This is a genomic window from Zhenpiania hominis (assembly GCF_014333425.1).
GTDB lineage: Bacteria > Bacillota > Clostridia > Peptostreptococcales > Anaerovoracaceae > Hominibacterium > Hominibacterium hominis.
This window is the reverse complement of the sequence record NZ_JACRYT010000001.1, coordinates 269,947-296,944: the sequence shown is the minus strand read 5'-3', so window position 1 is coordinate 296,944 and position 26,998 is coordinate 269,947. Positions and strand designations below refer to the sequence as shown.

Here is a 26,998-nt window from a genome sequence, read left to right as displayed (position 1 = left end):
TATTGACAGAAATTATTGTAATTTCGTATAATAAAATCAGGGATTTATTTGTTTTGAAGGAGTCTGTTTATCATGGGTAATACAAGCTTTACAATTGAAGAAGTAAGGATTCTCAGTGATATTATCAAATGCATTTATGACCCCGCGCTTACGTTATCAGAGTTTACCGAAGTGTTTATGGCAAAGCTCAAATCACTAATCTATTTTGACAAAAGTGATTTTATGTTTTTTCGATACAACAACGATACAAAGAAATATGAGATGGAATCTTTCCGTCCGGTAAACTGGTCCACGGAAGAAATTAACAATTATGTCACAACATATATGCACAATGATGACGTACTGCCGATTTTATCCCAAAGGCAGTGTATTGCCTTCCGCAACTCCGATCTGTTTTCCATGCGGGAGCGCAGAGAAACAAAATATTTTCAGGAATTCGCTTCCGGCGCCAGTCTCGAAATTTCCATCGACGCCAACATTCCGCTTCCGGAGGATTGCGATACAATTGCGATTCTGGGGCTGTTCCGTACAAATGAAAAGGTGGAATTCAGAGAAAAGGATCTGGAGATTGTGAAATGTCTTCAGCCTTATTTGTCGGATCGAATGAAAGAGGAGTTCTGCCCGGACAGCAAACAGGCCGCATTAACAGTCCCCGAAAAAACGTCGAGCGAAAGCGGGCAGGAGGAATCCTGGATGCTGGATAACATTGAAACCCTGGGATTATGCTCCTATGACGCTTCCGCTAATATGCTCAGCAATAACGCGTCCTTCTCCGCTTTCGCAAAAGCATATCACCCTTCCATCAAAGACAGCATTTTCACTCGCAAGATCACTTCCTGTGTGAAAAAACTGTTGCAGGACACCTCTCTTTGCACTCTGGGACCGATTCCGATTCACATCGAAGATGACACCTACATGGTACAGCTTGCCTATAACGACAGCACTCATACGAAAATAACCGCGGCGGTTTACTATATTTCTGATGTGTTCACAAAACGCCTGACCGCTTTGAAGGAGGAATTCAGCCTGTCAAACCGGGAATTCGAAATTATTTTTCTGTCTCTCAAAAGGAGTCTCACAAATTCAGAAATCGCAAAGGAGCTCTACATCAGCGAAGCCACTGTAAAACGCCACATTTACACCGTTTATCAGAAGATGGGGATCAGCAACCAGAAGCAGCTGTTTCGGAAGCTGCAGATTCTTTAATGGATTTTTCTCCAAAATCGCACGAGGTTTTCCTATTGCTCCACCTCTTCCCCCTTCTCAATACGCTGCGCCAGCTCGGAAAGATATTCCCACCGTTCCATCTTTTCCATCAGCTCGACCTCCAGCGCATCCTTTTCCGCCGCCAGCTCAGAAAGCCTGGCAAAATCCCTGGCGTTGCGGTTCATCTCCTCTTCAAGGGCCGACACTCGTTCTTCCAGTACAGTGATATCCTCTTCAATGGTTTCATATTCCCGCGCTTCCTTATAGGAAAACTTCAGTTTTTTCTTTTTGGGGCGCGGGCGCTCTCTGACCTGTTTTTTCGGCTCATGGCCCTCTGTCTCCGCCTCCTGTCTCTGCTTTTTATGTGCCAGCCAGTCCGAATATCCGCCGGTATAATGTCCGATATGTCCCTGGCCTTCGAATACAAAGGTCCGAATCGCCAGCCGGTCCAGGAAATAACGGTCATGGGAAACAAGGATCACCGCGCCGGGGAATTCATCCAGATAATCTTCCAGAACCGTAAGGGTATCAATATCCAGATCATTGGTAGGCTCATCGAAAACCAGCACATTCGGCGCCTGCATCAGAATGCTCAGAAGATAGAGACGCCGCTTTTCACCACCGGACAGGCGGCCAATCTGAACGCTGTGCATATGGGGCGGAAACAGAAAGCGCTCCAGCATCTGGGAGGCGGAAAAGGTCCCTTCTTTTGTCCGAATACTGTTGCTGATTTCCCCGATATATTTGATGACCCGTTTTTCCGGGTCCAGCGCTTCGTTTTCCTGGGAAAAATAACCGATTTTTACGGTCTGCCCGATTTCCACGGTTCCGCTGTCCGGCTGTATCTGCCCCATGAGAATCTTCAGCAGCGTTGATTTTCCACACCCGTTGGGTCCGATAATACCAATGCGATCCCTCCGCAGCACTGTATAGGAAAAGTCCCGAATCAGCGTTTGTTCTCCGTAGCTCTTGCAGATTCCCGAAAGCTCAATGATCTTTTTCCCCAAGCGGCTGCTGACCGCATCCAGTTCCAGAGAAGAATCATCTGTCTCCAGCTTATTTGCCTTTAACTCTTCAAAACGCTGAATCCGTCCCTTCGCTTTGGTCGTCCGCGCCTGAGCGCCACGCCGAATCCATGCCAGCTCTTTTTTATAGACCGCCAGCCGCTTTCTCTCCGCAGCCAGAGCCATCTCCTCCCGGGAGGCCTTCGCCTCCAGATACGCATCATAATTTCCCTCATAACGAATCAGCCTGCCCCGATCCAGCTCTACAATCTGATTGGTCACCCGATCCAGGAAATAACGATCGTGGGTGATCATGAAAATCGCGCCTTTATAGGCTTTCAGATAGCCCTCCAGCCATTCAATCACATCGTTATCCATATGGTTTGTCGGCTCGTCCAGAATCAGCAGATTGCTTTTCCGGGCCAGTGCCGCGGCCATGGCGACTCGTTTTCTCTGTCCGCCGGAGAGCGCCGACATCGGCATATCGTAATCATTCATCCCCAGTTTGCTGAGCATTGCCCTGCACTGATATTCCTCCACGGTTCCTCCGGCTTTTTGAATATCCGACATAGCCTGCTGCAATACCGTCAGGTTTTCGTCCCAGGGCGGATTTTGAGGAAGATACGCGCGGATCAGTTCGTTGGAAGTGGTAATACTGCCGCCTTCCGCTTCCATCTCTCCTGCCACAATCTTTAAAAGTGTAGATTTTCCCGTACCGTTCACCCCGACAAATCCGATTTTATCCGTATCGTGGATGCTTATGGAAACATCCGTAATCAACGGCTTTTCCGTGTAACTTTTTCTGATATTCTCGCATGTCAGCAAAACCATTTTCTCTGCCTGCCCCTCCTTACATCTTGCCTTTTATTATAAAACACCGGCATATAGAAAGCAATCCGGGCTGCGGCAAAGAGTATTTCATTATGTTTTATATTGTTTCGCGTCTATTCCATAATTGTCCATTCTGCGATATAAAGTCCGTCTGTTCAAGCCTAGGAATTCCGCTGTCTTGCTGATATTTCCATTGCATTTGTTCAGCGCTTCAACAATCGCGTTTTTTTCAAGCTGCTGCACCTTATTTAAAGAAGAAATCTTCGGAATAACCTTTGTTTTTGACATTCCCGCCTGACTTTTTCCCGCTTTGAAGCTTTGTAAATTTAACGGGAGATCCTCCGGTAAAATCACATTTTCCCTGGAAATATTAACGGCCCTTTGGATCACATTTTTTAACTCGCGAATATTTCCAGGCCAGTCATAATCGAATAAAAGCTTTGCCACATCAGAAGAAAGGCGTTTTGCTGGTTTTCCCAGAGTTTCACTGTAGTTTTTTATAAAATAATCAGAAAGCAACAGAATATCCTCTTTTCGATCCGCGAGGCTCGGAAGATTTAATGTGAAAACGTTTAGACGGTAATACAGATCCCCGCGAAATTTATGCTCCTGTACCAACTGATCCATATTCCGGTTTGTAGCTGCTATAATCCGGACATTTACCTTAATTTTTTTGCTGCCTCCGGTTCTCACAATTTCCTGGTTCTGCAAAACGCGCAGCAGGATTGCCTGACTGTCAGCTGACATATCACCGATTTCATCCAGAAATAAAGTTCCGCCGTTAGCTTGTTCAAATTTCCCCTGCTTACCCATTATATCCGCGCCACCAGGCATCCTCTCTTCGCATCCTAATAATTCATATTCTACCAATTCCTCTCTTAAAGCTCCGCAGTTTACTGTTACGAAGGGGCCTTCCCGACGAACACTGTAATTATGAATTGCCTGGGCAAAAAGCTCTTTTCCGGTTCCGCTTTCTCCCAGAATCAATACATTAGATAAACTTTCTGAGGCGATTTTTCCAAGCCGGATCGCTTCCTGTATGCCTTTTGATTTGCCATGTATGTCTCCAAAGTGAAAATGGACTCCCATATGCCTCTTTGATCTCTTATCTAATTTCAGATGCCTTGGAGGATTTAATTTAATAATCAGTCCTTCGCAGTCTTCTTCAGCGGCGCCCTTATATATTGGATAAATTTCACACTCTATATCCGTACCTTCAAGTTGGATATTTCGTTTTGTACCCACATTATCCTGCAGGTTTTGCAAAATATGCAAGAACATCCCGCCTGAATGAAGACACAAATCTATATTTTCTCCAATCAGTTCTCTGTGTTCAAGTCTCAACAATTTTACAGCAGCGTCATTAATATGGGCTACGGCAAGATTTTTGTCCGTCACAACAATTCCCGCGGACAGAGTTCCCATGACCCCTGAAAAATTTCGATATAACTGTTCATAATTCCGTTTGTGGTATATGGCTCTCCATTGTCCTTCCAAAGTAGCGGCTGTAATTTTAATAAGCCCGCGCGCGGAGTCAATATTTTCCCTTTCAAAAGGCATGAATACTCCCAATCCTCCTAATTCCTCCGTATCCTCTACATGTATGGAAATTCCAAGTATGGCCATGCTCTCTCCCGAATTAATTTTTACAATGTCTTCCACAAAACATTCACTCGTTATGGCTCGCATTAAAATCCGGCTCGACGGTTCACATTTAAAAATCTCCTCTCCCACCGCGGCATTAAGCATGTACTGTTCCAGGGAAGAAAGATTTCTCCATATACAGTTAATCGTTCCGCTGCTGTCAATCAGTAAGACTGTCGTATTCACGTTGGAAATTGCCTGGTACATATCACTTATAATCCGGTTGACTGTCTTTGCAAATTCATCAGTCATAAATGTTCCTCCTTTCCTGAATCTTTCTTAAGCAGCTCTCTTTTCCTGGAGTACTCCAATTTCGTCGCTGTCAAAGGCTCCCTTGCGCTATGAATATTCCCCTTTATCACTTTATAGTATAGTATCGCATCGTCCGCCAGTTATCAATTGTTACTGTTTTTTCTTCATAATCATTCCTGTTAAACAACAAAATCCGCAGATTCCACTAACCTGCGGATTTCATTATTAAAAGGCAACCTGTTTTTATTCACCTTTATTCTGCTTTCTTGCCTTTTCCTTCTGGAATCCGACAAACGCGCTAATTCCAAAGAAGACCATGATACCCATGCATCCAAGCATATAGACCTGAGCTACTCCATCCATAATTCCATTCCTCCTTTGGCTATTTATCTTTCGTGGCTTTATTTACTGCGCTGGATACAATCTGTCCGACCACGCAGCAGACTACAATCGCGACTAATGTAGAAATAAATAACTGTACAAACATTCTTATTTCCTCCTCTACTGTTGTGGCTTGATTCCCTGAGCTTTAAAGTATCCCGGTTCACCCTTGCACGCCAGATTTCCGATAATCAGAATTACCAGAGACAGGATCAGAGTAACATACGGATTGGTAAGTCCGCCGATAAATCCTCCGATGCTGGCAGGAAGCGGTGTCAGGGACCAGATTACATTGAAGATCCAGGATACGGCCAGCGCGGTTCCCGCGACTTTGCTATTTCTCTTCCAGAACAGTCCGAATACAACGATCCAGAAGACCGGTACAATCCAGGCGAATACCCAGTTGATGGCGTTCAGGATTTCCGGAAGCGCGACAGATACCGCCAGAGCGGCAGCAGCCAGAACAATAATTAAAATTCTTGTCATATTGGCCAGTTTCTTCTCATCCGCGTCCGGATTGATATATCCTTTGTAAATATCATGAACCCAGATTGTAGCGGATGTCAGAGCTGTCATAGCGAAGGTGGAAAGAATCGCGGCCAGCAGTGCCGCCAGCAGTAGTGCCGCGATCCACATCGGCAGCATATCAACCAACATATTGGTTGCAGCCAGCTTCGCGCCGTACTGCGAGTATTCCGGAAGCGCTCTGGCCGCCAGCCCGAGGATTACCGCGAATACACCGAACATACCATTAAGCGGCGCCGCCAGCCATACAGACTTTTTGATGGTTTTTTCATCTTTCGCGGACATCATGGTCTGCATCAGCATCTGTGAAATCGACTGGCAGAAGGTAACGGCGATGATATTTCCAACGGCAAAGGTGATCATCAGATCCGCGTTTCCGAAGATACTGAGCATGAATTCCGCTCCGCCTTCCGAATTCGGAATCGCTTCTTCAATAAAGTCGAAATTTCCGCCCGGCAGTTTACCCGCGACGTAGATAGTTGCGATAATCAGTCCGATGTACATGATAGTCGCGTTGATTACATTAACCGCGCCAACCTGCTTCATTCCGGCAAATACAACGTACAGGATACCCAGAATGCCGCCGACGATAACCGCCTGTGTGATGTTCCATCCGGTCAGGGAGGAAACTACAATACCAAGGCCCTGGCATTCCAGAGTCAGAACGCCCCATACCTGGCCGGCCATAACGCAGCTGATGGCGATGGCAACGCCCGGGCCATACATATCTTTGATAATCTGCGGTACCGTAACAACACCCAGTCTTCTTACCCAGAGACCTGTACCAAAGCAGGCTACTACAATCATAATTACATGGGCCAGGCTGAACCAGATGGCAATGGCGCCCATATTGTAAGACATTTCAAATACGCCGGTAATATGCGCCGAACCAAGTACGGTCAAAGCGATCGTAGGAGCAAGCACGATTACTCCCATATTTCTTCCGCCTAACGCGAAATCTTCATCCGTCGGAGCCGCGGCCTGTTTCTTTTCCTTTATTTTTAACCATACAGCGCAACCCAGAATTACGACTAATTCATAGATTACAACTGAAATCACTACTCCATAATTCATTATGAATAAATCCTCCAAATAAGTTTTCTACCATTCCATATTATGTTTATTTGATAAATCCTTCGCGCGGACGCAGGAGACCCGGCGAAATACCGGACCTCCGTACACCCGCGCTCATAGCTCTAATAAGGTAAAAGTAGCGCAAAAGCGAGATCCTGTACCGTTTTTTAGCGGCAAGGGCTCAGGGATAACGCGAAACGCACGCACTGTTTGCTCACATTTTCAATTTCCCACTTTGCTCCCATCGGAATAACAACCGCGTCTTCCTGACGGTTCATCTCCAGCTTTTCGCCGTCAACGGTGGCAACGCACTGTCCGTTGTACATATAAGCGATTACATCTGACTTCGGAGTGTCCAGAGTCAGCTTAGCGCCCGGATATACGTCAACAATGTGGAATTCCTGTGTGGCGGAACCGGTGATTTCTTCGTCTGCCAGAGTGAAGAATGTCACGCCGTCGCCTTCGGTAACCTTCGCGTCGTTGATATTCTTGATGTACGGTTCGGAAGGTTTGAAGCCCCGCGGACACAGAGTTACCAGGAACTTCAGGTTTGCGGTTCCATCCGGATACATTTCATGATCCGCGTTTCCCGGAGTCCACATAATGTCGCCGGCTTTGTAAGCATAACGCTTGCCGTTAATCATGGAATAGCCTTCGCCTTCCAGAATGTAGAATACATGGTCAGCCGGGCCGTGGTTGGCGATCAGAGCCGCTCCACCATAATCAATTTCACATGTGGAGAAATACTGATAGGTCCAGTCCGGGCCTGCCGGATCGTATCCCATGGACGCCGCGTTGGCAAAGGGTCTGGAATGAGCCAGAACGTGCTGTACCGGAGCCATATCCTGCATTTCATAAAAATTCTTTACATAAGCCTTAAAACTCATTTTGTACCTCCTGTTTTTGCTTCCTTCTGTTTATGAAGATATTAATTAATAACCGAAACTCAATTTGTCTTCCAAGCCGCCGAATTACGCTCTCTTGTAGCCGGAAGCTTCTTCCAAAAGCTGGGTCAGTACCGCGAAATCCTTTTCGCCTCTGCCTGTCGCGGACGCGGATGCCAGCTGCTGTCTTGTCAGAGAAGTGGACAGCATTGGAACGCCATACTGTTTCGCAACGGCCAGAGCCAGATCCAGATCCTTCATCATCAGCCTTACACTAAACGCTGCCGGATATTCGCCTTCTGTAATGGTCGCGGCCTTGTATTTGCAGATGCCGGATCCAACTGCGGAACCCGCGATTACTTCGGTAACCTGTCCTACATCAAGACCCGCTTTTTCGCACAGTACAACCGCTTCCGCTTCCATCTGCATGGTTGTCGCGATCATCGTGTTGATAGCCAGTTTCAGAACTCTCGCTTCGTCTGCTCCGCCCAGATAGAACTGATTCGCACCCAGTTTTTCAAACATCGGCAGAACTTTTTCATAGGTTTCTTTATCGCCGGAAGCCAGAATTCCCAAAGTCGCTGCCTGTGCCAATACAGTACTTCCGGTAACCGGCGCTCTCAGCAGTTTGCAGCCTGCGGCTTCTACCGCTTCGTTTACTTTGGCGGATTCCTCAACGGAAACCGTACTCATGTCAACTGCGATTTTGCCCGCGCTCAGACCTGCTACATAACCGGTATCACCAAAGGCAACCGCGTGAAGAGTTGGGCCATCGGAAACCATAGTAAACACAACGTCAGCCTGTTCTGCGACCGCTTTTGGGGAGTCTGCCCAGGTCGCGCCTGCCGCGATTACTTCATCAGCCTTAGACTTTGTTCTGTTCCAAACAACTACATCATAACCACCTTTTACCAGATTCTGACTCATCGGGTTTCCCATATTACCCAGTCCAATCCAACCTACTTTTAACATTCTCTATTCCTCCTAAATTTTAATATTAACGAATCTTGTGTTTACAGGAACTGACATCCCGGAAGCCCGCAGGAAGTAAATTCATCCACAGGGAATTTGGTGATTACCTCCGGACCGTCTTTTCTTACTACAATCTCTTCCTCGATTCTCGCAGAACCGGTACCATCTTCCGACGGACACCAGGTCTCAATGGCAAAGGTCATTCCTTCCTTCAGCTCGAAAGGATGCTCCAGCGAGAACAGTCTGGAAATCACCGGCTTTTCCCACAGTCCCAGTCCGATTCCGTGGGCAAACTGCAGCATGAATGCTTCCTCTTCGTTGTTGAAGCCCAGCTCCTGCGCGGTCGGGAACATCTTCGCTACATCTGCCGAGGTGTTTCCTTCTTTGATCTGTCCGATGGCGTCGTAAATCCACTTGTGCGCCTTTTCATAAGCTTTCCTCTGCGCCGCGTTCGGCACGCCGCATACGAAGGAACGATAGTAACAGGTCATGTATCCGTTCACGCAGTTTCCGATGTCCATGTAAATGATTTCTCCCGGCCTTACCATACGGTTCGAGAAGGTATGGGAATGAGGATTTCCTCTCTCTCCCGAAATACTGTTGACGAACATCACGCGCTCCGCTCCCCAGTTAAACAGCTTGTAGTTGGCGAGGGCTACCAGCTCGTTTTCCAGTACCCCCGGACGGATGGCCTTGGCAATGTCGTAATACACCGCGTCTACCATGGCCGCGCTCTGCTTCAGCAGCTGAATTTCATCTTCGGTCTTGATGATTCTGGCGTCCACCATGGCTTCCTGGCCGTCTACGATTTCGATGCCTTCTGCCTCAAATCCCCGGATCAGCGGAATATCCGTGATGTCCATTCCCACTTTTCCTTTATCCGCTCCGTATTCCCGCAGATACTTCACAACGTCTTTGATGACGATATCCACCATTCCCGCTTCCTTGGGAATCGCTCCCCGCATGGAGCCAACCGCCGGCATGATGTGGTCCTTGTCCAGCCAGTCTACCCGCAGCCGTTTGGACGGCGCCGCTCCATCAAAGAGGAAGGGCTGATCCACTCCGTCAATGAGAATGCAGTAGCGGTTCATCTTGTCCCGGTTCCACTCCCCGATATGGGTGCCTGTGATATAGCGGATATTGTCAAAGTCATAACAGATCAGAGCTGACAGCCCTTTTTCCTTCATGCTGGCCTTCGCTCTCGCCAGCCGCTCCCGTTTCATTCGTCCGTAATCGATATTCGATTCCCAATCGATTCCCTGATATCCTCCATGTGGCATTCTTCATCACTCCTTTTCTTTTGCCATTCTGACGTAATTTCAGCTATATTTATGAATCAGAATTGATTGTGCCAGTTGAGACACATTGCTAATTCTGTTAAAGGTATAACGCAAAGGCCATGCCATATTATTTAGAAAACTTCCGCAATTTTTTCAAACAACGTTTTCTCCCCGTTATTTACTATTTTTCTAGCGTTCTTTTTTTATTTTAAAGCTCTGATAGACATTTCTTTTTCTGCTGTAAAAGTGTGCCATTTTGTTCCACTTCCCAGCTTATTGTGTCACTTCGTGCCATTCCGTGCCATTTTAATTGTTATGTAGCTGGGGATCTGTTATTGTATATTTTGTAAGTAAGGCAAAGGAGGTTTCCGGGGGGAATGGAATTTACAAGAGAATATAATCATTTGTTAAAGGAAAAATGGGATAAATATATTGTAAAGGGTCAACCAATGCCTGACGCGGATCCAGAAATCCGCAGTTTTGTCTACGACTCATGGAAACGCTCTAAAATGCATGGAATTCCGCCTTTCGAGGTAAAGGACAAACGTTTGTCTGAAGAGGAGCTTAAACAAAAGCTCAACGCAAACAAAAGGCTGATTCAGGTCGCCCATTCCTATATTCAGCATCTGTATTCTTTTGTAAAAGGAACGAACTTCGTCCTTGCCCTGACTGACGCGGAAGGCTATGTTCTTGATATTATCGGCGATGACAATATGATCCAAGCGCGCACAAAGAAAAGCGGGCTCACTATTGGCTGCTGCCGGAGTGAGCAGTACGCCGGTACAAACGGAATTGGCACATGCCTTTTCGTCGGAAGGCCGATTCAGATATGGGCTTCGGAACACTATATCAAGCCGCATCATGAATATGTTTGTTCCGCCGCGCCCATACGAAATCCTCAGCAGCAGATCATCGGCTGCCTGGATGTGATCGGTCCGATTGAACTTCCGCATAATCACACTCTGGCGATGGTAAGCGCTTCGACGGATGGAATTGAAAAAGAATTAAAAATGCTTGAAGCATATAATCGGCTTTCCATGGTAAACAAACAGATGGCATCCACCCTTCAGGCAATTGACAGCGGAATTATCATGTTTAACACCCAAGGCATCATTTCCCAGTATAACCAACTGGCTTGTCAGATTTTGCATTTGTCCTTTGACAGCCTAAAAGATAAGCCTCTTAGCAGCATTATTGACTTAGAGGATTCTTCTTTGAACCCTTTGAATATCACTCATGATATTCAGAACCGGGAGGTTTCTTTTACGACTTACAAAAACGAACGAATCCCTTTATCCCTTTCCTCTTCCATTATCAAAAGCGAACAGGGAACTCAATTAGGAACCGTTCTGGTAATCAATGAAGCCAAAAAAATTCATAAACTAGTAAACCGTTTAAGCGGGTTTACAGCCACTTATACATTTGACTCCATCCTCGGCAAAGCTCCATCCATTATTGAAGCCAAAAAAATCGCGGAGGCTGCCGCCAAAAGTAATTCCAATGTCTTAATCCTTGGCGAAAGCGGGACAGGCAAAGAACTTATGGCACAATCCATCCATAATGCCAGCGCTCGTGCGCACGGACCTTTTATCGCGATCAACTGCGGCTCTCTTCCAAAAGGATTAATTGAGAGTGAATTATTCGGATACGAACCCGGAGCTTTTACCGGCGCGAACAAGGAAGGATATCCGGGTAAATTTGAACTCGCCCAGGGAGGAACAATTTTCCTCGATGAAATTGGGGACATGCCGCTGGAGCTTCAGACATCGCTGTTAAGAGTCCTACAGACAAAAGAAATTGTACGGATTGGCGGAAAACAGAAAAAGAAAATCGATGTCCGAATCATGGCTGCTACAAATGTCGATCTGCTTCAATCCGTCCAGAAAAAAGAATTCCGCAGCGACCTCTATTACCGAATCAATGTTCTCTCGATTGAGGTGCCTCCCCTGCGTGATCGGAAATCGGATATCCTTTTACTGACAAACCATTTTATCAGCTCCATCAGCCGCATGCTTGAAAAAAGAATTGACGGAATTACTTCGGACGCGGAGCAACTGCTTTACGACTATAACTGGCCCGGAAACATCCGGGAATTAGAAAATGTGATTGAGCGAGCTGTGAATTTAGCTTCCGGACATATCATAACGAAAGAAGATCTTCCCCCTGCCATTACATATCTTTCGAATACACCCACGGAAAGCCAGGATTCCCTTTCCGAGGAAACCATGCCGAAGCTGACCGGGGATGTGACAGAAAGCCAGAGTTACAAACGCCTGATTTCCGTACTTGCCGATGAGCATGGAAATGTTTCCAAAGCCTCCGAACGCCTTGGCATTCCAAGGCGTACTTTATACCGTCGCATTAAAAAATATAATATCAATATAGACGAATTTCGTTTGCTGTAACCCTCACTGTGTTTTATTTATATCAGAAGAAAGGACAATACTATATCATGAGCACTACAACACTATCGAATTTATTAATTATCGTGGGAGTTTTATGGATTATCGGCGGCTATTTTTCTTATATGCAGACGATAAAAACAAACCGAATCCTGCACGAGCTCGGGCCTCTCGCAGATCGTCTCTACCGTGGAAAAAACGCGGGATTCATGCGGACAAGAAGGATTATTTTTGCGGCGGCTTCCAACGACGGAGAGATTGTGGAGGCACGTGTACTCTACACTGCCGTTATTTTTAAGCCGGCAAAAATCGGTACCTTTGACGCGTTAAAAGGAAAAAATATTTTTCGGTTGGATCCATCCTCTATGGGGCTTGAACCGGTTATGGAAAAGGCTTTACGAAATTTAATTCAGGACGCGAAAAACAGGAACTGAAAAAGCGCTGCAAATCTTTCAGTTCCTGTTTTGAAGTCTCCTTTTCCTGTTATAAAATAATCGAAACAAACGTGCCGTCTGCCGCTTCCACATGAACGACTTCCAGCCCTTTATTTTCTTTCAGCACATCGCCGCATTCCGCCAGAATCAGCCGCAGATTCTCTTTCGTCATGTGCCTGGCGAAAGGTTCCCCTGCCTTTTTCCTCGCGCGTTCAAAGACCGAATCGGGAATCCGTTTTACTGCCCAGGCCGCCATACTTGTGGGAACCGCAATCGAAAAGCGGGTGCGCTCCGATCTTACTTTTATTTTCATATTTCCATGCCTAGTTATCCACAAAGACTCGCACTTTCGTGCCGTCCGCGGCCGTTACATTCACAAAGTCCCCCTGTATTTCCTCGTCCAGACACTCCGAAATGGCGTCCATCATAGCTGAGAGGTCAACCCCCTTCAAATTCTCTTCCGGAATAGGCAGCTTTCCCGTCGCCTTCAGGATCTTTTTAATCCCTCCGACCGGAAACTGTACGTTCACCTTGTCTCCCGCTGTGCTGTCCACTATAATCCGGAACATTTTTTTATCATAGCTGTTTTGCGCCGGCATGGATATGCGGGAATCCGGTTCCGCGCCCAGAGCGCTCATCAGATCCATGGCTTCTTCCGCTGTGATTTTTCCTTCTTCCACCATTTTTAGAATTCTCATTTTTTCATCCATAAAACCACTCCTTTTGAATCATTTCAATTTTTCGATTGCTTCTTCGACTGTAAGCTCTCCCTTTTCCAGCGCTTTTAAAATCTCCTCTCTCCTTTCAGCCTCCCCGTCAGGCTGTGTCTCGTAACCCATTTTTTTAATCACGCCGTCCAGCTTCGCGCGGACTGTGGGGTAGGAAATCTTTAGCTCTTTTTCCACTTCTTTAATATTTCCCCTGCAGCGGATAAAGGTCTCTGTAAAATATAATTCCTCATCCGACAGATAGTCGAATCTGCTGAGCCGAAAATTATTTTCAATGACGGTTTCACAGGAATTGCATTTCAGTCTGGTCACAACCAGCTCCCCTCCACAGACCGGACAACGGCTGATGATCTTTTTCATCCTTTCCCCTCCCTTCTGTAATTATAAATATAAACCTGTCTTTTAAAAATGTCAATAATTAAATTAATATTTTTAATCATATTCTCAAAAATATTAATTTATACATTAAAATCATTCCACATTTTTGTCATCTCTACTTCCCATGGCAAGAAAAAGAAAAACACACTGAACTTTTCAACAGCCGGGAACATGGAATTATAGGGGTTCACCTGATTTTCCACAATTTTTTCTAAATCGTATACAATTTTATCCAAAGGTTGCTGTGGATAAATACAAATTTGTGTTCTTTGAAATTTCAACATCTTTCTTTGTTCTCAAAAAAAGTTATCCACTGTTTTTATTTTTCAGAATTTGACTTTTCTTCTCTTTTCCTATATCCGCCTTGAAAAAAGGAGAAAACAGGACTATACTAATGATTTGAAGGAGTTTTGAGATTATGACATCTATGAGTGAAAAACAAAAAGCAATCTTTTATATCGTTTGTTCCGCGTTTTTCTTCGCGCTGATGAACATGTTTGTAAAGATGGCGGGGGATCTGCCCGCGATTCAGAAAAGCTTTTTCCGGAACTTTGTCGCTTTTTTTATGGCTTTGTTTCTATTAATGCGCTCCGGCGCGGGATTTTCTTTCCAAAAGAAAAATCTGCCGGCGTTTTTCGGCAGATCCATATTCGGCACGCTGGGGATTTTATGTAATTTTTATTCTGTGGATCATCTGCTCCTGTCGGACGCTTCGATCCTCAATAAGCTTTCCCCCTTCTTCGCGATTTTAAGTTCCTATTTCATTTTAAAGGAGAAAATCACTCCAATACAGGGGACAGCGGTGGCAGTCGCCTTCGGCGGCGCGCTGCTCGTTGTCAAGCCTGGTTTTGCCATGGCAGGGGTTCTCGTGCCTTCCCTCATCGGCGTTGCCGGCGGCCTGTTTGCCGGAGTTGCTTATACTCTGGTTCGCGTCCTGGGACAGAGAGGCGAGCGCGGGCCTTTTATTGTGTTGTTTTTTTCCGCGTTTTCGTGCATTGTCACACTGCCGTTTCTGATCTTTGACTATCATCCCATGACCGGAACGCAGATTCTTATGCTGCTTTTTGCCGGATTATCCGCGGCCGGCGGGCAGTTCACCATCACAGCCGCTTATACCCACGCGCCCGCGCGGGAAGTTTCGGTCTATGACTATACGCAGATTGTCTTTGCCGCGGCTCTCGGATTTATCTTCTTCAGCCAGATTCCCGATTTCTGGAGCATAATCGGCTACTGCATCATTGCCGGCGTGGCAGTCTGGATGTTCGTCTACACCGCGCGAAAAGACAGGAGTTCCAAAGCCGGGAAATAGGATCACGTTCCGGGTTTGTCCGAAGCGTCAGGATCCGGAATTTCAATCCGGCTTCGATTTTCCAAGTTGCTTTTCCGGTTATAAGCTTCCAGGATGGACGATATTTCCGCGTCCGCCTGGCGAATCTCTTCCCGAAATTCTTTCGCGGATACCTTGAAAGCGCCATTTCCCAGAATAATCATCTGTTCTAAGCTGTCGGAAGTGGCAACCCGCACATAATATCGTTTTCCGATCTCGTACGTGGTCTTTTCGATATACGAATCGGCGGTTTCCGCTTCCTTGGTAAATACAACCTCAATATTGTGATACTGCTCATGGCGGCGCTGCCCGCCCTTTCTTTTATAGGCGTCGAATACCGCGATTGTCTTACATCCCCGGTACCCCTGATAGTTCGATAAAATCTCCAGAAGAGCCTCTCGTGCCGCGTCCAGATTGACTTTCGCCAGCGCTTTCAGCTCGTCCCACGCGAAAATAATATTATATCCATCCACCAGAAGATATTCTTCCCTGACTTCCTCCGTCCGCTCTCCTTTTTTTCGCGGCTTCCTTTCTGCCGCGTCAAAGGTTTTCTTGGGAATTCGTGTCTTTTCCTTTGGCGTACCGTAAGTTTTTTCAAAAATCCGTTCCAGTTCCTTATCTTCCTGCTGCGTCCCGGTATATCCCCGGCTTTCTGAAAAAGAAGCGGCTGCTTTGCCCACGATCGAATCTTTATTCTCCCCGGCGGGAGTCCATCCGCTTTCCAGATGCATATAGGCGTCCGCCTGATCCCACTTAATAGAAACGCCTGCCCCATGCTGGCAGAATACCGAGTCCGCTGTATTTTCCAAATCTCGTTCCACGTCATAACCGATTTCAGAAACAACCTGTTCCTGGTTGTGGCATGCCTCATAGCCGCTGACCGTACAGATCAGCCTGCCATGCCCCTTGGTATAAGAGGTTACTTCCGCCGCGTATTCTTTCATCTCGGAAACAGGCGCCTTTCCTCTCAGCCGGGTCATCTCCCCGCTTCCCTCCGGCGGTTCAAAGCTCCCTCCCATCTGCTGAATATCGGACATCGCCCTTCCTACCATCTGGGACGGCACTTCCATCTGAAAGTCATACCACGGTTCCAGAAGAATCATTTCCGCTTTCCGCAGCCCCTGCTGCAGCGCCCGGTAAGTTGCCTGGCGGAAATCGCCTCCTTCTGTATGTTTTACATGCGCTCTGCCGTTCAGCAGCGTGATCTTTATATCTGTAATGGGAGAACCGGTCAGAGGCCCGGTATGTTCTTTTTCTCCGAGATGGGTCAGAATCAAACGCTGCCAGTTCCTGTCCAGCACATCTTCGCTGCATGCCGTGTCAAGAACAAGTCCGCTGCCCCGTTCTCCCGGTTCCAGGAGAAGATGAACCTCCGCGTAGTGCCGCAAAGGCTCGAAATGCCCGGCTCCCGTGACCGGCGCGGCAATGGTCTCCTTGTAGGAAATGCGCCCCGTGTCAAACTCCGCGTCCAGATCAAAGCGTTCTTTGATCCTTGTTTTCAGAATTTCAAGCTGCACCTGCCCCATCAGCTGAATCTGAATTTCCTGGAGCTGGCTGCTCCACGTAATATGAAGCTGCGGATCTTCTTCTTCCAGCTGTTTGAGCTTAAGAAAGGCACCGTGAACATCGCTGCCTTCCGGAAGAATCAGACGGTAAACCAGCACCGGCTCCAGCACAGCTTCTCTGGAAAAGGATTCCGCTCCCAGTCCTTCTCCCGCAAGCGTCTTTGTAAGCCCGGTGACCGCGCAGATTTCACCTGCTTCCACCTGTTCCCGGACGCGGAATTTTTCACCGGAATAAATCCGGATCTGATCTACTTTTTCCTCTTTCTCGTCATTGCCTCCGCGACCCGCAACCGTCTGTTTGACGTGAAGGGTTCCTCCGGTAATTTTCATATGTGTCAGCCGATTTCCCTGGCTGTCTCTCGTAATCTTATAGACCCTGGCGGCAAACGTTTCCGGATAACGCGGCGCTTCCGCAAGGGCGCAGAATCCTTTCAGAAATGGTTCCACCCCTTCCATCTTCAGAGCGGAACCAAAGTAGCAGGGAAACAGATTTCTCTGCCGGATTTCTCTTCCCAGAGCCCGCTGCGACAGGCTTCCTTTTTCGAGAAACTCTTCCAGAAGCGCTTCGCTGCACATGGCAACCTGTTCCTCTCTGGTTTCCCGATCCGTAAAATCCACGCACCGTTCATCTAAAACCCGTTTCAGCTCATTCAGGATCGCCTCTTTATCCGTTCCGTCCAGATCCATCTTGTTGATAAAGAGAAAGACCGGCACTTCGTACTGTTTCAGCAGTTTCCACAGAGTCCCGGTATGTCCCTGCACGCCATCCTTCCCGCTGATAACAAGAACCGCATAGTCCAGAACGCTCAGCGTCCGTTCCATTTCCGCCGAGAAATCCACATGTCCCGGCGTGTCCAGGAGCATGATTTTCGTATTTTCAAATTCCAGCTCCGCCTGCTTGGAAAAAATCGTAATTCCGCGGGCCCGCTCCTGGGCGTCCGTATCAAGAAAAGCGTCCTGATGATCCACTCTTCCCAGCTTTCGGATCGCGCCCGCCGTGTAGAGCAGCGCTTCCGATAGTGTCGTTTTTCCGGCATCCACATGGGCCAACAGACCCGCACAAATATGTTTGATAGGCTTCGTTTCGTTGGCCTGTCGGCCCATAAAAAATCCTCCTCTCGTAAAGACATACTATAAATTAGTATATCACAAGAGGAGGGCAGCGTCGAGATATAGATTTCCTTGAGTTTCCGCAGAATTATCCGTATGAGATAAATCTGCTACGTTTCGTTATCCACAACTTTTGAAAAATACATAAAATATAAGGAATCCTGCTCCTTTTTGATGTAAAATTAAGCTGGCAACCAAAAACCTTACTAAACAAAAAGAAAGGGGATTCCTTATGGCTCATTTTACATCAAATACCTACCAGTTGAAAAGAAAAATCTTAAATTTCATAAATAAAATTTCCCATAAACTTACGAAACCAGACAGGAAGTTCACCGCAGATATGACATACGGTATATTAGCTTCCCAAAGCTGCCTGCTCACCGATATTGCGGACTATCTCCATGAACCTGTCAAAAAAGTAAATGTTGTGGAACGCCTCGGAAGGCATCTCGAAAAAGGCATTCCGCGCCCCTCTGCTACAGCTTATCTGCAGCAGGTCAGGAAGATGGTTCCTTCTGAACCGGTCATTCATATCGATGACAGCGATGTGACAAAGCCTGTCGGTTATAAATTTGAGGCTCTTGGGATTGTCCGCGATGGTTCCCAAAGCACCGCCACAAAAAATGTTTACAAAAAAGGCTATCATGTTACAGAGGCTTGCGTCCTTACCACCAACAATCATCCTGTCAGCATTTTTTCCAGGCTCCATTCGTCTTCGGAAAAGGGATACAAATCCGTCAATACGATCACGTTCTCTGCTATGGAACAAGCAGCGGCCTTATTTGGTAAAGCAACCTTTGCCATGGACCGGGGCTATGATGACAACAAGATGTTCCTGAAATTAGACGAACTGAAACAGGATTATGTGATTCGCATCAAATCCAACCGGAAGCTGTTGTATCATAACAAGTGGACTCCGGCAACGGAACTTCGCAACCGCCGGAAGGGCAAGGTGAAAACCAGCGTCTTTTATAGAGGAAAAGACCATGAAGCATACCTTTCCCATGTAAACGTCCAGATTACGGCTTCCAGAAAAAAGGTCTGTCTGGTGTTGGTTTACGGCATTACCGAACATCCCATGATGCTGGTAACCAACAAAGACATCCGATCAAAGAAAGAGGTCATCCAAGTGGCAAGAATCTATTTTTCCCGCTGGAAGATCGAGGAATATTTCCGTTGTAAAAGCAGATTTTCCAGTTTGAAAATTTTCGCGTGCGTAAGCTGAAGGCGATCAACGCACTTAATTTTTACATCACCGTATGCATGGCCTTCCTGGCTATGATCTCTATGGCATCAGAGACGAATGCCCTTAAGGTGTCAATCATAAAAACAGCAGATCCAATCCGAAAAGACGTGTTTTTTTACTATTACCGGCTGGCGAAAGGCATCTCCGGTATACTGTCCTATGCAAAACAAGGTGTCAGGCTATGGTTCCGGACGAAACGTCCGATCTGCCGACAACTTTGCCTGAAGCTTCCTTTCTGAATCCGAACCGGAAAGTTCCTTCCGAAGCCCGGTCCTTGCGGGGCTTATTCCCTGTGCCTGTTTTTGCAGAATTTCCCAGTTATTCCCTCTCAAAAAACGCAGATGGCTTCCTACAAAACCCTTTCTGGTTATCTTATTGCAATTTGCGGAAACTCAAACACCAATGTACTCTACAATGGCGTTTGCCATCTGCTTTCCCGCTTTGACCGCGCCCTCCCATTTGACGGGATAGTTCTTCATGCCAGCAGACATAACAGCAAGGCCCACCACCAGCGTGACAAGGGACAGGAGAGCCATGCGCCAGTCCATGACGAACAGATATACGATAATCACCAAAGGCACCAGCACATTTGCAGTCATTTCCGGGATCAGGTGCGCGAAGGTTGGCTCCATCCCTTCTACCCGGTCAACAATCGTCGTTTTGTACTGGCCGGACGGAGTATCTAAAATCGTCCCCATCGGGACGCGGGCCAGCTTTTCGGTAATATTCTCCCGGAGATCTCGCAGCGTGTAATAGGTCGCTGTGTGAGAAATTGTTGTGGAAAGATTTGAGAATATGACTTTTCCCAAATAACCGCAAAGCGCAATAACACAAGCTGCTGTATAGTGCGAAAAATTCTGATCTCCGGACAACATCAGCGTAACAATATGAGCCACACAAAAATAAGGCACCATCTGGCAGGCTACGCCTAATACCGCAAGAGCAATGCTGCCGATGAATTTCCCGTGATAGGGTTTGCCCCATCCCCATAAGACACCTATGGGTGACTCTTTCTTTTCTTCTTTCATTTTACAGATACCCCCTTTATGAAATAGTTTCTGATTTTTTCAAGACCCGCCTCATCCATTTGGAATTGGTCAATGATGGAACCGTTCTCAAAATGGACAATATCCGTACAACAGTCTAATATTAACTCAAGATCATGAGTAATGACATACACGGTAATACCCGTGTCCCTGACTTGTCGCAGGACATTTGCAACCTCCTTCATGTGCTTATAATCAAGGCCGCTGGTCGGTTCATCAAAAAATAAGATAGAGCGTTTAGAAGCGATTGCCGAGGCAATCGCTACCCGCTGTTTTTGGCCGCCGGAAAGGGACATGGGGTGTCTGTCCTTGAAGCCTATCAAATCTAACTTGGCAAGGATTTCTTCTGCTTGTTCTTGATTTTCCTCCTCCATACTGATTAAAACTTCATCCAATACCGTTTCCGTAAAAAGCTGATGATTGACTTCCTGCATTACCATATAACAAGTATTTAACCTATCTTTAGGTCGATAAGTTCTGCCGTTCCAGATAACTTCACCACAACGCTTTTCCAAACCGCAGAAACATCGGGAGAAAGTGGATTTCCCGGCTCCATTATTCCCGATAATACCTACGATACGATTTGCAGGGATTTCACATTCACGAATGTGAAGTGTTTCTGGTTCATTTTTGTATGCAAAGCGGAAGTTGTGAAGTTCCATTTGTTCTCTGGCCGGCGGCAATGCTTTAGGCGGCAGCAAATCTTCAAGAATAAAGGTGCGTAGCCCTAAATTGACTCTCTGCTGCTCCGTCAAGCGCTCAAACTCTGCTGCGGAGTAATCCTTTTCCACTTTCCCGGCGGTAATATAAATAAAACGATCTGCAAGGCCGCGCAGATAGTAGAGTCGGTGTTCCGATACGATAACCGTTTTCCCTTGCGACTTCCAAAAGGCAAGCGTGGCTCTCAAATCAAGAATAGAAGAAGCGTCAAGATTGGATGATGGTTCATCCATGACAAGTACATCCGGTTCCATAATTGATACACCGGCACAGGCGATTTTCTGTTTTTCTCCGCCGGAAAGATGGAAAATATTGCGCCCCATCAGTTTCTCTAAACGAAAATCCCGGACGGTTTTTTCTAATCGTTCCCGAATACTTTGCTCCGGCTGGCCGAGATTTTCACATCCGAATGTAATTTCACTGGTCGTATCTACATTAAAAAATTGAGAGCGTGGATTTTGAAATACGCTGCCAACCGTTTTCGCAGTATCATAAAGGGGCTGCTCCGAAACTTTTGCCCCGTTCACCCACACTTCTCCGTTCATTTTTCCTTCATAGTAGTGCGGAATTAGGCCGTTAATTAGTCGGGTAATTGTCGTTTTCCCGCAGCCACTTTCGCCACAAAGCACGATAAATTGGCCATCTTCTATGTTCAGGTTTATATCCTGAACCCCACCGGCACTCTCATTTTCTTCTCCATAAGAGAAGGTCACATGGTCGATCCGTATCACAGGCTCACCTCCTCAAAAAGCAATTTGCTGCTGCAATAAAAATAAAACAAAACAGATGATACAGAACAAGATTGCAACCACATCTTGAAAATGAAAACCGATCTGACATACATTTGTGCGTCTAACGGGGGCACCCAGCCCCCGGGTCAACGCAGCAGCAGATAGTTCATCGCCAATCTTCACAACGGATACCATCAATGGAACAAGCCTGTATTCTACCATCAGAAAAGGATTTTTTCCGCCAAAACGGATGTTCCGCATTTTCATTGCGTCCCGGATTGCCTGATATTCTTCGCTGATTGTAGGGAAAAAGCGGAAAATTACAGACATAGGAATGACGATTTTTTCTGTAATGTGCATACGCTCCATTGCGCCGATAAATTCACTGACCGAAGTCGATGAAATCAAATAGGCTCCCGTCATGATGCCAGGTGCAAACCGTGTCATGATAGATGTAATCGCAAGCACAATAAAAGAAAGCAGGCCGCTCAATGTTGTAAGGGCTATCCGTTCTAACACAAAACAAGCCACATATAATAGCAAATACTTTCCTGCCGTTTTGAAACGACGCTCCGATAAAATCAACACAAAAGGCACAAGGCTTAAACAGGGCTTGACAATATTCATAATTCCTTCGTTGCTGGTACTGAACATCAGTGTCGTAATCGTCAACAATAGGACGAGCTTTGTGCGAGGGTCAAGCAATATCCCTTTTCTATTTTCGGTTGTTGCAGAGAATGATACCCCGTTCATTACACAATTCCCGCTTTAGCAAAATGCTTTTTCAGAAGCGCCTTACCCAACAGACCGCCCAAAATTGCAAAGACAAAAATTCCGGCGATCACCAGAACAATGCTCCACATGGGCATGACAGCCATTACCCGATCAGCGTATTCCTCACCGAAGCTGGCCGCAAAACTGGCCCAGGAGTCTTCTACCATGAAATACATGGGAATGTATGTACCAACCATCCAAAGGCTGAATACCGCATAACCAATCAGGCTCTTTTTGGCACTTTTATAACTGCCAGATTTCAAAATCAAATCACCCAGTAAGCCAAAGATTACGCCCATCGGTACGCCCCAAAATCCCATGCCAGTCAGCCCCATCAGCAGGCCGCTTAAAATTCCCATAATTGTAACCATGCCGAATTTTTTAACTCTGGTCAGGAACAGCATGAACGGGATGCCGGTAATCAAAGACCACAATGCTCCGAGGATCGGCAAAAAGATAGGTACAAAGCCGATGGGAATGGCGACACAGCAGCCAATCACAAAGTAGAGAACGGTGAACAGGCCGAGGTTAATCAGGTCTTTTGCTTGTAACTTGTTACTCATAACGAATACCTCCATTCATTTGCTGGTTAGCGTTTTCTAACCTCTCTATAAGATACCATAGTTAGCAGCAGCTCTCTACAACCAATCATCTTTTTGGCTCCAAACAGCAACGAGTTTTTTTATTGACTGACTTCGTTTGCAATTCTATAATATAATTAAAATCCAAAGCAAAAAACAGGTAGTCGAATGACAGGAGCAAGAAATGAAGATTGATGATATTATAAGAAAATGCATTGAAATGCCTGGGATTTCAATAAAGCGTAGTGATTTTAGCACAGAGCTGCTCTTAAAGGAAAAAGAAGGGAAAGGCTCAATGACCTTTTTCCCTCTCTTTCCTGGAGTTACTATTGCCTATATCTTTGTAAATTCTCCGACTTGGACAGCACCAAATTTTCGTGAGGATAGCTCCATAGAAAAAGGCCCTATGCTCTTAAACTACTGTGTAACTGGCCGTTGCGAAATCATCTTGAACAATGAAAACTTTGTATATGTGAAGGATGGAGAAATCTCTTTAACCGAGCGTTTTGCTCAAAAGCAATATGTATATCCGCGCCGCATTTATGAAGGGATGGAATTTTTTATTGATATTGATACACTGACGGCACAAAGCGTATGGGTACAAGGGGAATTTGATATTAACTTTCACAAAGTTGTTGATCGATTTTGCCCTGATGGTGCTACCTACATTTCACCTGCCACCTCCGAAGTCGAAGAAATATTAACAAAACTTTGGAGCCTATTTGATGTTTCAATTCCATTCTCGATTTCACAAATGAAAATATACACATTGGCACTGTTTTCTCTATTGCAAAATCAAAATGACATTCCTCCATCGCAAGCCTGTACTTTCTTTACAGAAACACAAGTAGATATTGCAAAGAGAGTAGAAAAAATTATTACTTCCGATTTGCGTCAACATCATCCAGCCTGGGAATTGGCAGCACAGTTTTCTGTCAGTGAAACCAGCTTAAAAAATTACTTTCGCGGTGTTTTCGGGCAAAATATATCCATTTATCTGCGAGAAGTCAGAATGAAGAAAGCAGCAGAATTACTTGCTACCACAAAACTCTCCGTAGCTGAAATATCAGAGCAGGTTGGCTACTCCAATCAAGGGAAATTTGCAGCCGTTTTCAAAAAACAGTTTGGACTATCGCCACTGGAATACAGGCGTTCAAAGAATTTGGAAAACGGATAAGACTAAGGCCGGGATTTGCCGCTTGTCAGCAAAATCCCGGCCTTACTTATGCTTAAAATTTCATGCGTAAATCAATTCTTGAAAAATAACGCCCTCTATCTGCGCTTTCAGCTATCCATTAGTTCTAACCTCTTGCTTTCATATTGCTTTTTCATGCGGGATAAGATATACTGAATACATATCAGTTAGTTATTGCTAACCAGTTGATTTGCTTACAAGTGAAAGGGGATGTATATGAATTGGACGCGCACCATCTTGGACGGGCTCGCAATGGCGGCCTATTTTAACCTGTTCGCCGCGGCGGTGGCGCTGTATAAGCCCCGGCTGATGTTTCCCTGCTATCCACCCGCCATCATCAAGGCGGCGGAAGAACCACCGACAAAGGCCGAAAACCGTTTTTACTGGCTTTGGATCTGCTTTGGGGAGTGGCTGCCCCTCCTCCTTTATGGTGCGGTCAGCACTGTGGAGGGCGGCACAACAGGATTCTGGCGTCTGGCCCTGACGGGGTATATCCAGTGGATGATCGTTAATGTCTGTGACCTGATTTTTCTGGACCTCTGGCTGATACAGAAAAAAGCAAAACGCCGTTTTGTCATCCCTGGAACCGAAGGGCAACCAGGCTATGAGTTTAAAGCCTGGATGAAGGGATACGCTCTGCCGGAGCATTTGCTTCAGTGGCCGCTCTTGCTGTGCCCACTCATGGCGGCGGCCCAGGCGGGATTGTGTCTGTTGTTACAAAAAATATGATAATTAAGGAGATGGTTCAAATGAAGCAAAATCAAGTCCAGCAAAAAGAGATCCGCCTTGGGACGCATGGAGAGGATTACGGGAGCTGGATGTCAAACCCTGTTTTCTATGTGGTAGGCGCCCTTTTGGCGCTGTCTGTGGTACTGGCGGTGCTGTCATTTACGGTGTTCCATATCACGGCGCTGGGTGTGGTGTTCGTGATTGCCGCAGTGATCCTGCTGGCGCTGCTCCTGTGGTGCGCTTGGATACGGCGTCAATATGCCTTTGGGGGTGGCGGTATGATGGAGCGGACCCACCTGGTCATCCTCTCCCATCTGGATTTTGACGGGCAGGGGCAGCTGCTGGAAGTGGGCTGCGGCTCCGGGCCATTATCCATCCGGGCGGCTCTCACCTGGCCGTCGGCCCAGGTGGTGGGCATTGACTATTGGGGCGTAGACTTCGGCTACAACCAGGCTATGTGCGAGAAAAACGCCGCAAGCGAAGGTGTAGCCGCCCGGTGCCGGTTCCAGCATGGGGACGCAAACAGGCTGGACTTCCCGGATGAGAGTTTCGACGCGGTGGTGAGCAACTATGTCTATCATAATATCATGGGTTCAGACAAGCGGACACTGCTGCTGGAAACCCTGCGGGTGCTGAAAAAGGGCGGCGTGTTCGCCCTCAACGATGAGATGAAGCCCCGCATGTACGGGGACATGGAGACCTTCGCCCAGGAGCTACGGGACATGGGGTATGAGGACGTACACATCATCGACACGGCCCAGGAGGCCTTCGGCTCCCGCCGGCGGGCGGCCATGATGATGCTGGGCGACTCCCGGATGCTGGTGGGGAGGAAATAAGGCCGGTGTATAGGCTTTCTATGACACAAACAAAACGCACCCCTTTTTGTGTACTGTTGGCTGGCCTGTATGCAGATGCTGTACTTCGGTTAGTAGTAATGAACTTAGCATAGGAGGGTGCCAATGAAATACCACATTGAGAAGAACACGATACAAGAGACGCTGGTGATCCCCTTGTACGCTCGGGCGCTGTGTACCCGGCGTTTTCCCCATCTGTTTTCCGATCCGCTGTCAGTGGAACTGTTGGAGCAGCTGGACTACGATTTCTCCGCCTTGGAACGGACGTCCGGCAGTCTGACGCAGACCTTCGGAGCTATGGAGGCGGCTATGCGCCAGAGTGATCTGGCCTGGGAGGTGCGAGACTACCTGGCTGATCATCCCCAGGCGGCTGTGGTGAACCTGGGCTGCGGACTGGATCAGACAGGCCGCTCCTGTGACAACGGGCAATGTCGCCTCTATAACATCGACCTGCCCGACGTAATGGCGGTGCGGGAAGCGTTGCTCCCTGCCGGGGAACGGGAGAAAAACCTGACCGCCGACCTAAATGACCTCTCCTGGTTCGATGCCATTGACACTCCCCTTGAAGATGGAGCTGTGTTCTTTGCCGCCGGGGTGTTCTATTACTTCCGAACAGAACAGGTGCAAGCCCTCTGCGCGGCTATGGCGGAGCGATTTCCAGGTGGACGGCTGGTATTTGACGCCGCCGGACCGACGGCAGTAAAACTGATGCTGAAAACCTGGGTCAAACAGGCGGGCATCCGGGATGTGGGGGCGTACTTCTCCGTCCGGGATGCGGAAAAAGAATTGCCTGCCTGGTCGGATCGCATCTCTGTATCCAGCCGGGGCTATATGCTGGGCTACCAGGATTTGCGGGGGCCGGGGGTTCGCTCCATCCACCGCCTTCTGGCCAGGGCTGCAGATGGGCCGCTGAAGCTGCAGATTGTGCGAATGGCGTTCCAAAAGTCCCACGGTGGTCACCGACCTGACCGGCGGGCACTTGGCATTGATGGTGCGGTTGGAACAGTATGCCGACCTGGTGACTGAATTTATTCAGGGACGCACATAATCAAGAAAGAATCAACAAGCATTTGTGGATACAGATTCGGAAGATAAATAAACCGATGGAGGAAGTACTGTTTCCTC

At 47.1% G+C, this 26,998-nt stretch carries 24 protein-coding genes; 10 read left to right on the top strand and 14 right to left on the bottom strand.

Features of this window, described 5'->3' with window-relative positions; translation table 11 throughout:
- Nucleotides 1-72: 72 nt before the first annotated feature.
- Entirely contained in the window at nt 73-1,206 is a 1,134-nt protein-coding gene (locus tag H9L42_RS01500; protein ID WP_187301678.1) for a helix-turn-helix transcriptional regulator, read from the top strand.
- Nucleotides 1,207-1,238: 32 nt separating this feature from the next.
- On the opposite strand, the gene H9L42_RS01495 is transcribed toward H9L42_RS01500, so the two are convergent.
- From H9L42_RS01495 to H9L42_RS01470, 6 genes are all read right to left on the bottom strand, one after another.
- The gene (locus tag H9L42_RS01495; RefSeq protein ID WP_187301677.1) at nt 1,239-3,041 is read right to left on the bottom strand and encodes an ABC-F family ATP-binding cassette domain-containing protein; all 1,803 of its coding nucleotides are present in this window, start codon (nt 3,039-3,041) and stop codon (nt 1,239-1,241) included.
- A 90-nt stretch (nt 3,042-3,131) separates the two neighbouring features.
- A complete protein-coding gene (locus tag H9L42_RS01490; RefSeq protein WP_187301676.1) occupies nt 3,132-4,937 on the bottom strand; it encodes a sigma-54 interaction domain-containing protein in 1,806 nt (601 codons plus the stop codon).
- Between the two features lie 501 nt (nt 4,938-5,438).
- Nucleotides 5,439-6,917, bottom strand: a complete 1,479-nt coding sequence (locus H9L42_RS01485) for a sodium:solute symporter family protein (RefSeq protein ID WP_187301675.1) — start codon at nt 6,915-6,917, stop codon at nt 5,439-5,441.
- Between the two features lie 167 nt (nt 6,918-7,084).
- The gene (locus tag H9L42_RS01480; RefSeq protein WP_187301674.1) at nt 7,085-7,804 is read right to left on the bottom strand and encodes a cupin domain-containing protein; all 720 of its coding nucleotides are present in this window, start codon (nt 7,802-7,804) and stop codon (nt 7,085-7,087) included.
- A gap of 84 nt (nt 7,805-7,888) precedes the next feature.
- Nucleotides 7,889-8,773 carry an NAD(P)-dependent oxidoreductase gene (locus H9L42_RS01475; protein ID WP_187301673.1) on the bottom strand — a complete coding sequence of 295 codons (885 nt, stop codon included), beginning with the start codon at nt 8,771-8,773 and terminating at the stop codon, nt 7,889-7,891.
- 41 nt (nt 8,774-8,814) lie between these two features.
- Entirely contained in the window at nt 8,815-10,053 is a 1,239-nt protein-coding gene (locus H9L42_RS01470) for a M24 family metallopeptidase (RefSeq protein ID WP_187301672.1), read from the bottom strand.
- A gap of 377 nt (nt 10,054-10,430) precedes the next feature.
- Between H9L42_RS01470 and H9L42_RS01465 the strand changes: the two genes are divergently transcribed.
- Nucleotides 10,431-12,458, top strand: coding sequence for a sigma-54-dependent Fis family transcriptional regulator (locus H9L42_RS01465; protein WP_187301671.1), 2,028 nt, complete (start codon nt 10,431-10,433; stop codon nt 12,456-12,458).
- A gap of 47 nt (nt 12,459-12,505) precedes the next feature.
- Complete coding sequence (locus H9L42_RS01460) at nt 12,506-12,889, top strand: transcriptional regulator GutM (protein ID WP_187301670.1); 384 nt, start codon at nt 12,506-12,508, stop codon at nt 12,887-12,889.
- Nucleotides 12,890-12,938: 49 nt separating this feature from the next.
- On the opposite strand, the gene H9L42_RS01455 is transcribed toward H9L42_RS01460, so the two are convergent.
- From H9L42_RS01455 to H9L42_RS01445, 3 genes are read right to left on the bottom strand one after another with little or no spacing between them, the layout of a single operon-like run.
- A complete protein-coding gene (locus tag H9L42_RS01455) occupies nt 12,939-13,202 on the bottom strand; it encodes a hypothetical protein (protein ID WP_187301669.1) in 264 nt (87 codons plus the stop codon).
- A gap of 10 nt (nt 13,203-13,212) precedes the next feature.
- Entirely contained in the window at nt 13,213-13,599 is a 387-nt protein-coding gene (locus H9L42_RS01450) for an SHOCT-like domain-containing protein (RefSeq protein WP_187301668.1), read from the bottom strand.
- Nucleotides 13,600-13,617: 18 nt separating this feature from the next.
- Nucleotides 13,618-13,977, bottom strand: a complete 360-nt coding sequence (locus tag H9L42_RS01445) for a DUF2089 domain-containing protein (protein WP_187301667.1) — start codon at nt 13,975-13,977, stop codon at nt 13,618-13,620.
- A gap of 436 nt (nt 13,978-14,413) precedes the next feature.
- On the opposite strand from H9L42_RS01445, the gene H9L42_RS01440 reads away from it, so the two are divergent.
- Nucleotides 14,414-15,304 carry a DMT family transporter gene (locus H9L42_RS01440; protein WP_415929500.1) on the top strand — a complete coding sequence of 297 codons (891 nt, stop codon included), beginning with the start codon at nt 14,414-14,416 and terminating at the stop codon, nt 15,302-15,304.
- A gap of 2 nt (nt 15,305-15,306) precedes the next feature.
- On the opposite strand, the gene H9L42_RS01435 is transcribed toward H9L42_RS01440, so the two are convergent.
- On the bottom strand, nt 15,307-17,991 hold the full coding sequence (locus H9L42_RS01435) for a translation factor GTPase family protein (protein ID WP_187301666.1): 2,685 nt from the start codon (nt 17,989-17,991) through the stop codon (nt 15,307-15,309).
- 346 nt (nt 17,992-18,337) lie between these two features.
- On the opposite strand from H9L42_RS01435, the gene H9L42_RS01430 reads away from it, so the two are divergent.
- Entirely contained in the window at nt 18,338-19,222 is an 885-nt protein-coding gene (locus tag H9L42_RS01430) for a transposase (RefSeq protein ID WP_243235599.1), read from the top strand.
- Nucleotides 19,210-19,482, top strand: coding sequence for a hypothetical protein (locus H9L42_RS16865; protein WP_243235597.1), 273 nt, complete (start codon nt 19,210-19,212; stop codon nt 19,480-19,482). Before H9L42_RS01430 ends, H9L42_RS16865 begins: the two co-directional genes overlap by 13 nt.
- Before the next feature lie 153 nt (nt 19,483-19,635).
- On the opposite strand, the gene H9L42_RS01425 is transcribed toward H9L42_RS16865, so the two are convergent.
- Genes H9L42_RS01425 through H9L42_RS01410 form a run of 4 tightly spaced genes read right to left on the bottom strand, consistent with a single transcriptional unit; the run spans nt 19,636 to nt 23,077 of the window.
- Nucleotides 19,636-20,271, bottom strand: coding sequence for an ABC transporter transmembrane domain-containing protein (locus H9L42_RS01425; RefSeq protein ID WP_243235595.1), 636 nt, complete (start codon nt 20,269-20,271; stop codon nt 19,636-19,638).
- Nucleotides 20,268-21,740: an ATP-binding cassette domain-containing protein gene (locus H9L42_RS01420; protein ID WP_187301665.1), complete on the bottom strand. Its 1,473-nt coding sequence runs from the start codon at nt 21,738-21,740 to the stop codon at nt 20,268-20,270. Before H9L42_RS01420 ends, H9L42_RS01425 begins: the two co-directional genes overlap by 4 nt.
- Before the next feature lie 12 nt (nt 21,741-21,752).
- Nucleotides 21,753-22,493, bottom strand: a complete 741-nt coding sequence (locus H9L42_RS01415; RefSeq protein ID WP_183771742.1) for an energy-coupling factor transporter transmembrane component T — start codon at nt 22,491-22,493, stop codon at nt 21,753-21,755.
- Nucleotides 22,493-23,077, bottom strand: a complete 585-nt coding sequence (locus tag H9L42_RS01410) for an MptD family putative ECF transporter S component (RefSeq protein ID WP_177694218.1) — start codon at nt 23,075-23,077, stop codon at nt 22,493-22,495. The genes H9L42_RS01415 and H9L42_RS01410 overlap by 1 nt, the downstream gene beginning before the upstream one ends.
- A gap of 202 nt (nt 23,078-23,279) precedes the next feature.
- On the opposite strand from H9L42_RS01410, the gene H9L42_RS01405 reads away from it, so the two are divergent.
- From H9L42_RS01405 to H9L42_RS01390, 4 genes are all read left to right on the top strand, one after another.
- Entirely contained in the window at nt 23,280-24,272 is a 993-nt protein-coding gene (locus H9L42_RS01405; protein ID WP_187301664.1) for an AraC family transcriptional regulator, read from the top strand.
- Between the two features lie 234 nt (nt 24,273-24,506).
- Nucleotides 24,507-25,019 carry a hypothetical protein gene (locus tag H9L42_RS01400; RefSeq protein ID WP_087283954.1) on the top strand — a complete coding sequence of 171 codons (513 nt, stop codon included), beginning with the start codon at nt 24,507-24,509 and terminating at the stop codon, nt 25,017-25,019.
- Nucleotides 24,995-25,855 (top strand): class I SAM-dependent methyltransferase, encoded by an 861-nt coding sequence (locus tag H9L42_RS01395; protein ID WP_346726254.1) that lies wholly within the window; start codon nt 24,995-24,997, stop codon nt 25,853-25,855. Before H9L42_RS01400 ends, H9L42_RS01395 begins: the two co-directional genes overlap by 25 nt.
- 123 nt (nt 25,856-25,978) lie before the next feature.
- A complete protein-coding gene (locus H9L42_RS01390; RefSeq protein ID WP_187301663.1) occupies nt 25,979-26,899 on the top strand; it encodes a class I SAM-dependent methyltransferase in 921 nt (306 codons plus the stop codon).
- Nucleotides 26,900-26,998: the final 99 nt, after the last annotated feature.

Coding starts and splice junctions, on each gene's coding strand:
- H9L42_RS01470 (WP_187301672.1), bottom strand. CDS start 10,053: ATGCCACATGGAGGATATCAGGGAATCGATTGGGAATCGAATATCGAT.
- H9L42_RS01460 (WP_187301670.1), top strand. CDS start 12,506: ATGAGCACTACAACACTATCGAATTTATTAATTATCGTGGGAGTTTTA.
- H9L42_RS01410 (WP_177694218.1), bottom strand. CDS start 23,077: ATGAGTAACAAGTTACAAGCAAAAGACCTGATTAACCTCGGCCTGTTC.
- H9L42_RS01390 (WP_187301663.1), top strand. CDS start 25,979: ATGAAATACCACATTGAGAAGAACACGATACAAGAGACGCTGGTGATC.
- H9L42_RS01500 (WP_187301678.1), top strand. CDS start 73: ATGGGTAATACAAGCTTTACAATTGAAGAAGTAAGGATTCTCAGTGAT.
- H9L42_RS01425 (WP_243235595.1), bottom strand. CDS start 20,271: ATGAAAGAAGAAAAGAAAGAGTCACCCATAGGTGTCTTATGGGGATGG.
- H9L42_RS01495 (WP_187301677.1), bottom strand. CDS start 3,041: ATGGTTTTGCTGACATGCGAGAATATCAGAAAAAGTTACACGGAAAAG.
- H9L42_RS01465 (WP_187301671.1), top strand. CDS start 10,431: ATGGAATTTACAAGAGAATATAATCATTTGTTAAAGGAAAAATGGGAT.
- H9L42_RS01445 (WP_187301667.1), bottom strand. CDS start 13,977: ATGAAAAAGATCATCAGCCGTTGTCCGGTCTGTGGAGGGGAGCTGGTT.
- H9L42_RS01455 (WP_187301669.1), bottom strand. CDS start 13,202: ATGAAAATAAAAGTAAGATCGGAGCGCACCCGCTTTTCGATTGCGGTT.
- H9L42_RS01400 (WP_087283954.1), top strand. CDS start 24,507: ATGAATTGGACGCGCACCATCTTGGACGGGCTCGCAATGGCGGCCTAT.
- H9L42_RS01480 (WP_187301674.1), bottom strand. CDS start 7,804: ATGAGTTTTAAGGCTTATGTAAAGAATTTTTATGAAATGCAGGATATG.
- H9L42_RS01450 (WP_187301668.1), bottom strand. CDS start 13,599: ATGGATGAAAAAATGAGAATTCTAAAAATGGTGGAAGAAGGAAAAATC.
- H9L42_RS01490 (WP_187301676.1), bottom strand. CDS start 4,937: ATGACTGATGAATTTGCAAAGACAGTCAACCGGATTATAAGTGATATG.
- H9L42_RS01430 (WP_243235599.1), top strand. CDS start 18,338: ATGACATACGGTATATTAGCTTCCCAAAGCTGCCTGCTCACCGATATT.
- H9L42_RS01485 (WP_187301675.1), bottom strand. CDS start 6,917: ATGAATTATGGAGTAGTGATTTCAGTTGTAATCTATGAATTAGTCGTA.
- H9L42_RS01405 (WP_187301664.1), top strand. CDS start 23,280: ATGAAGATTGATGATATTATAAGAAAATGCATTGAAATGCCTGGGATT.
- H9L42_RS01440 (WP_415929500.1), top strand. CDS start 14,414: ATGACATCTATGAGTGAAAAACAAAAAGCAATCTTTTATATCGTTTGT.
- H9L42_RS01435 (WP_187301666.1), bottom strand. CDS start 17,991: ATGGGCCGACAGGCCAACGAAACGAAGCCTATCAAACATATTTGTGCG.
- H9L42_RS01415 (WP_183771742.1), bottom strand. CDS start 22,493: ATGAACGGGGTATCATTCTCTGCAACAACCGAAAATAGAAAAGGGATA.
- H9L42_RS01475 (WP_187301673.1), bottom strand. CDS start 8,773: ATGTTAAAAGTAGGTTGGATTGGACTGGGTAATATGGGAAACCCGATG.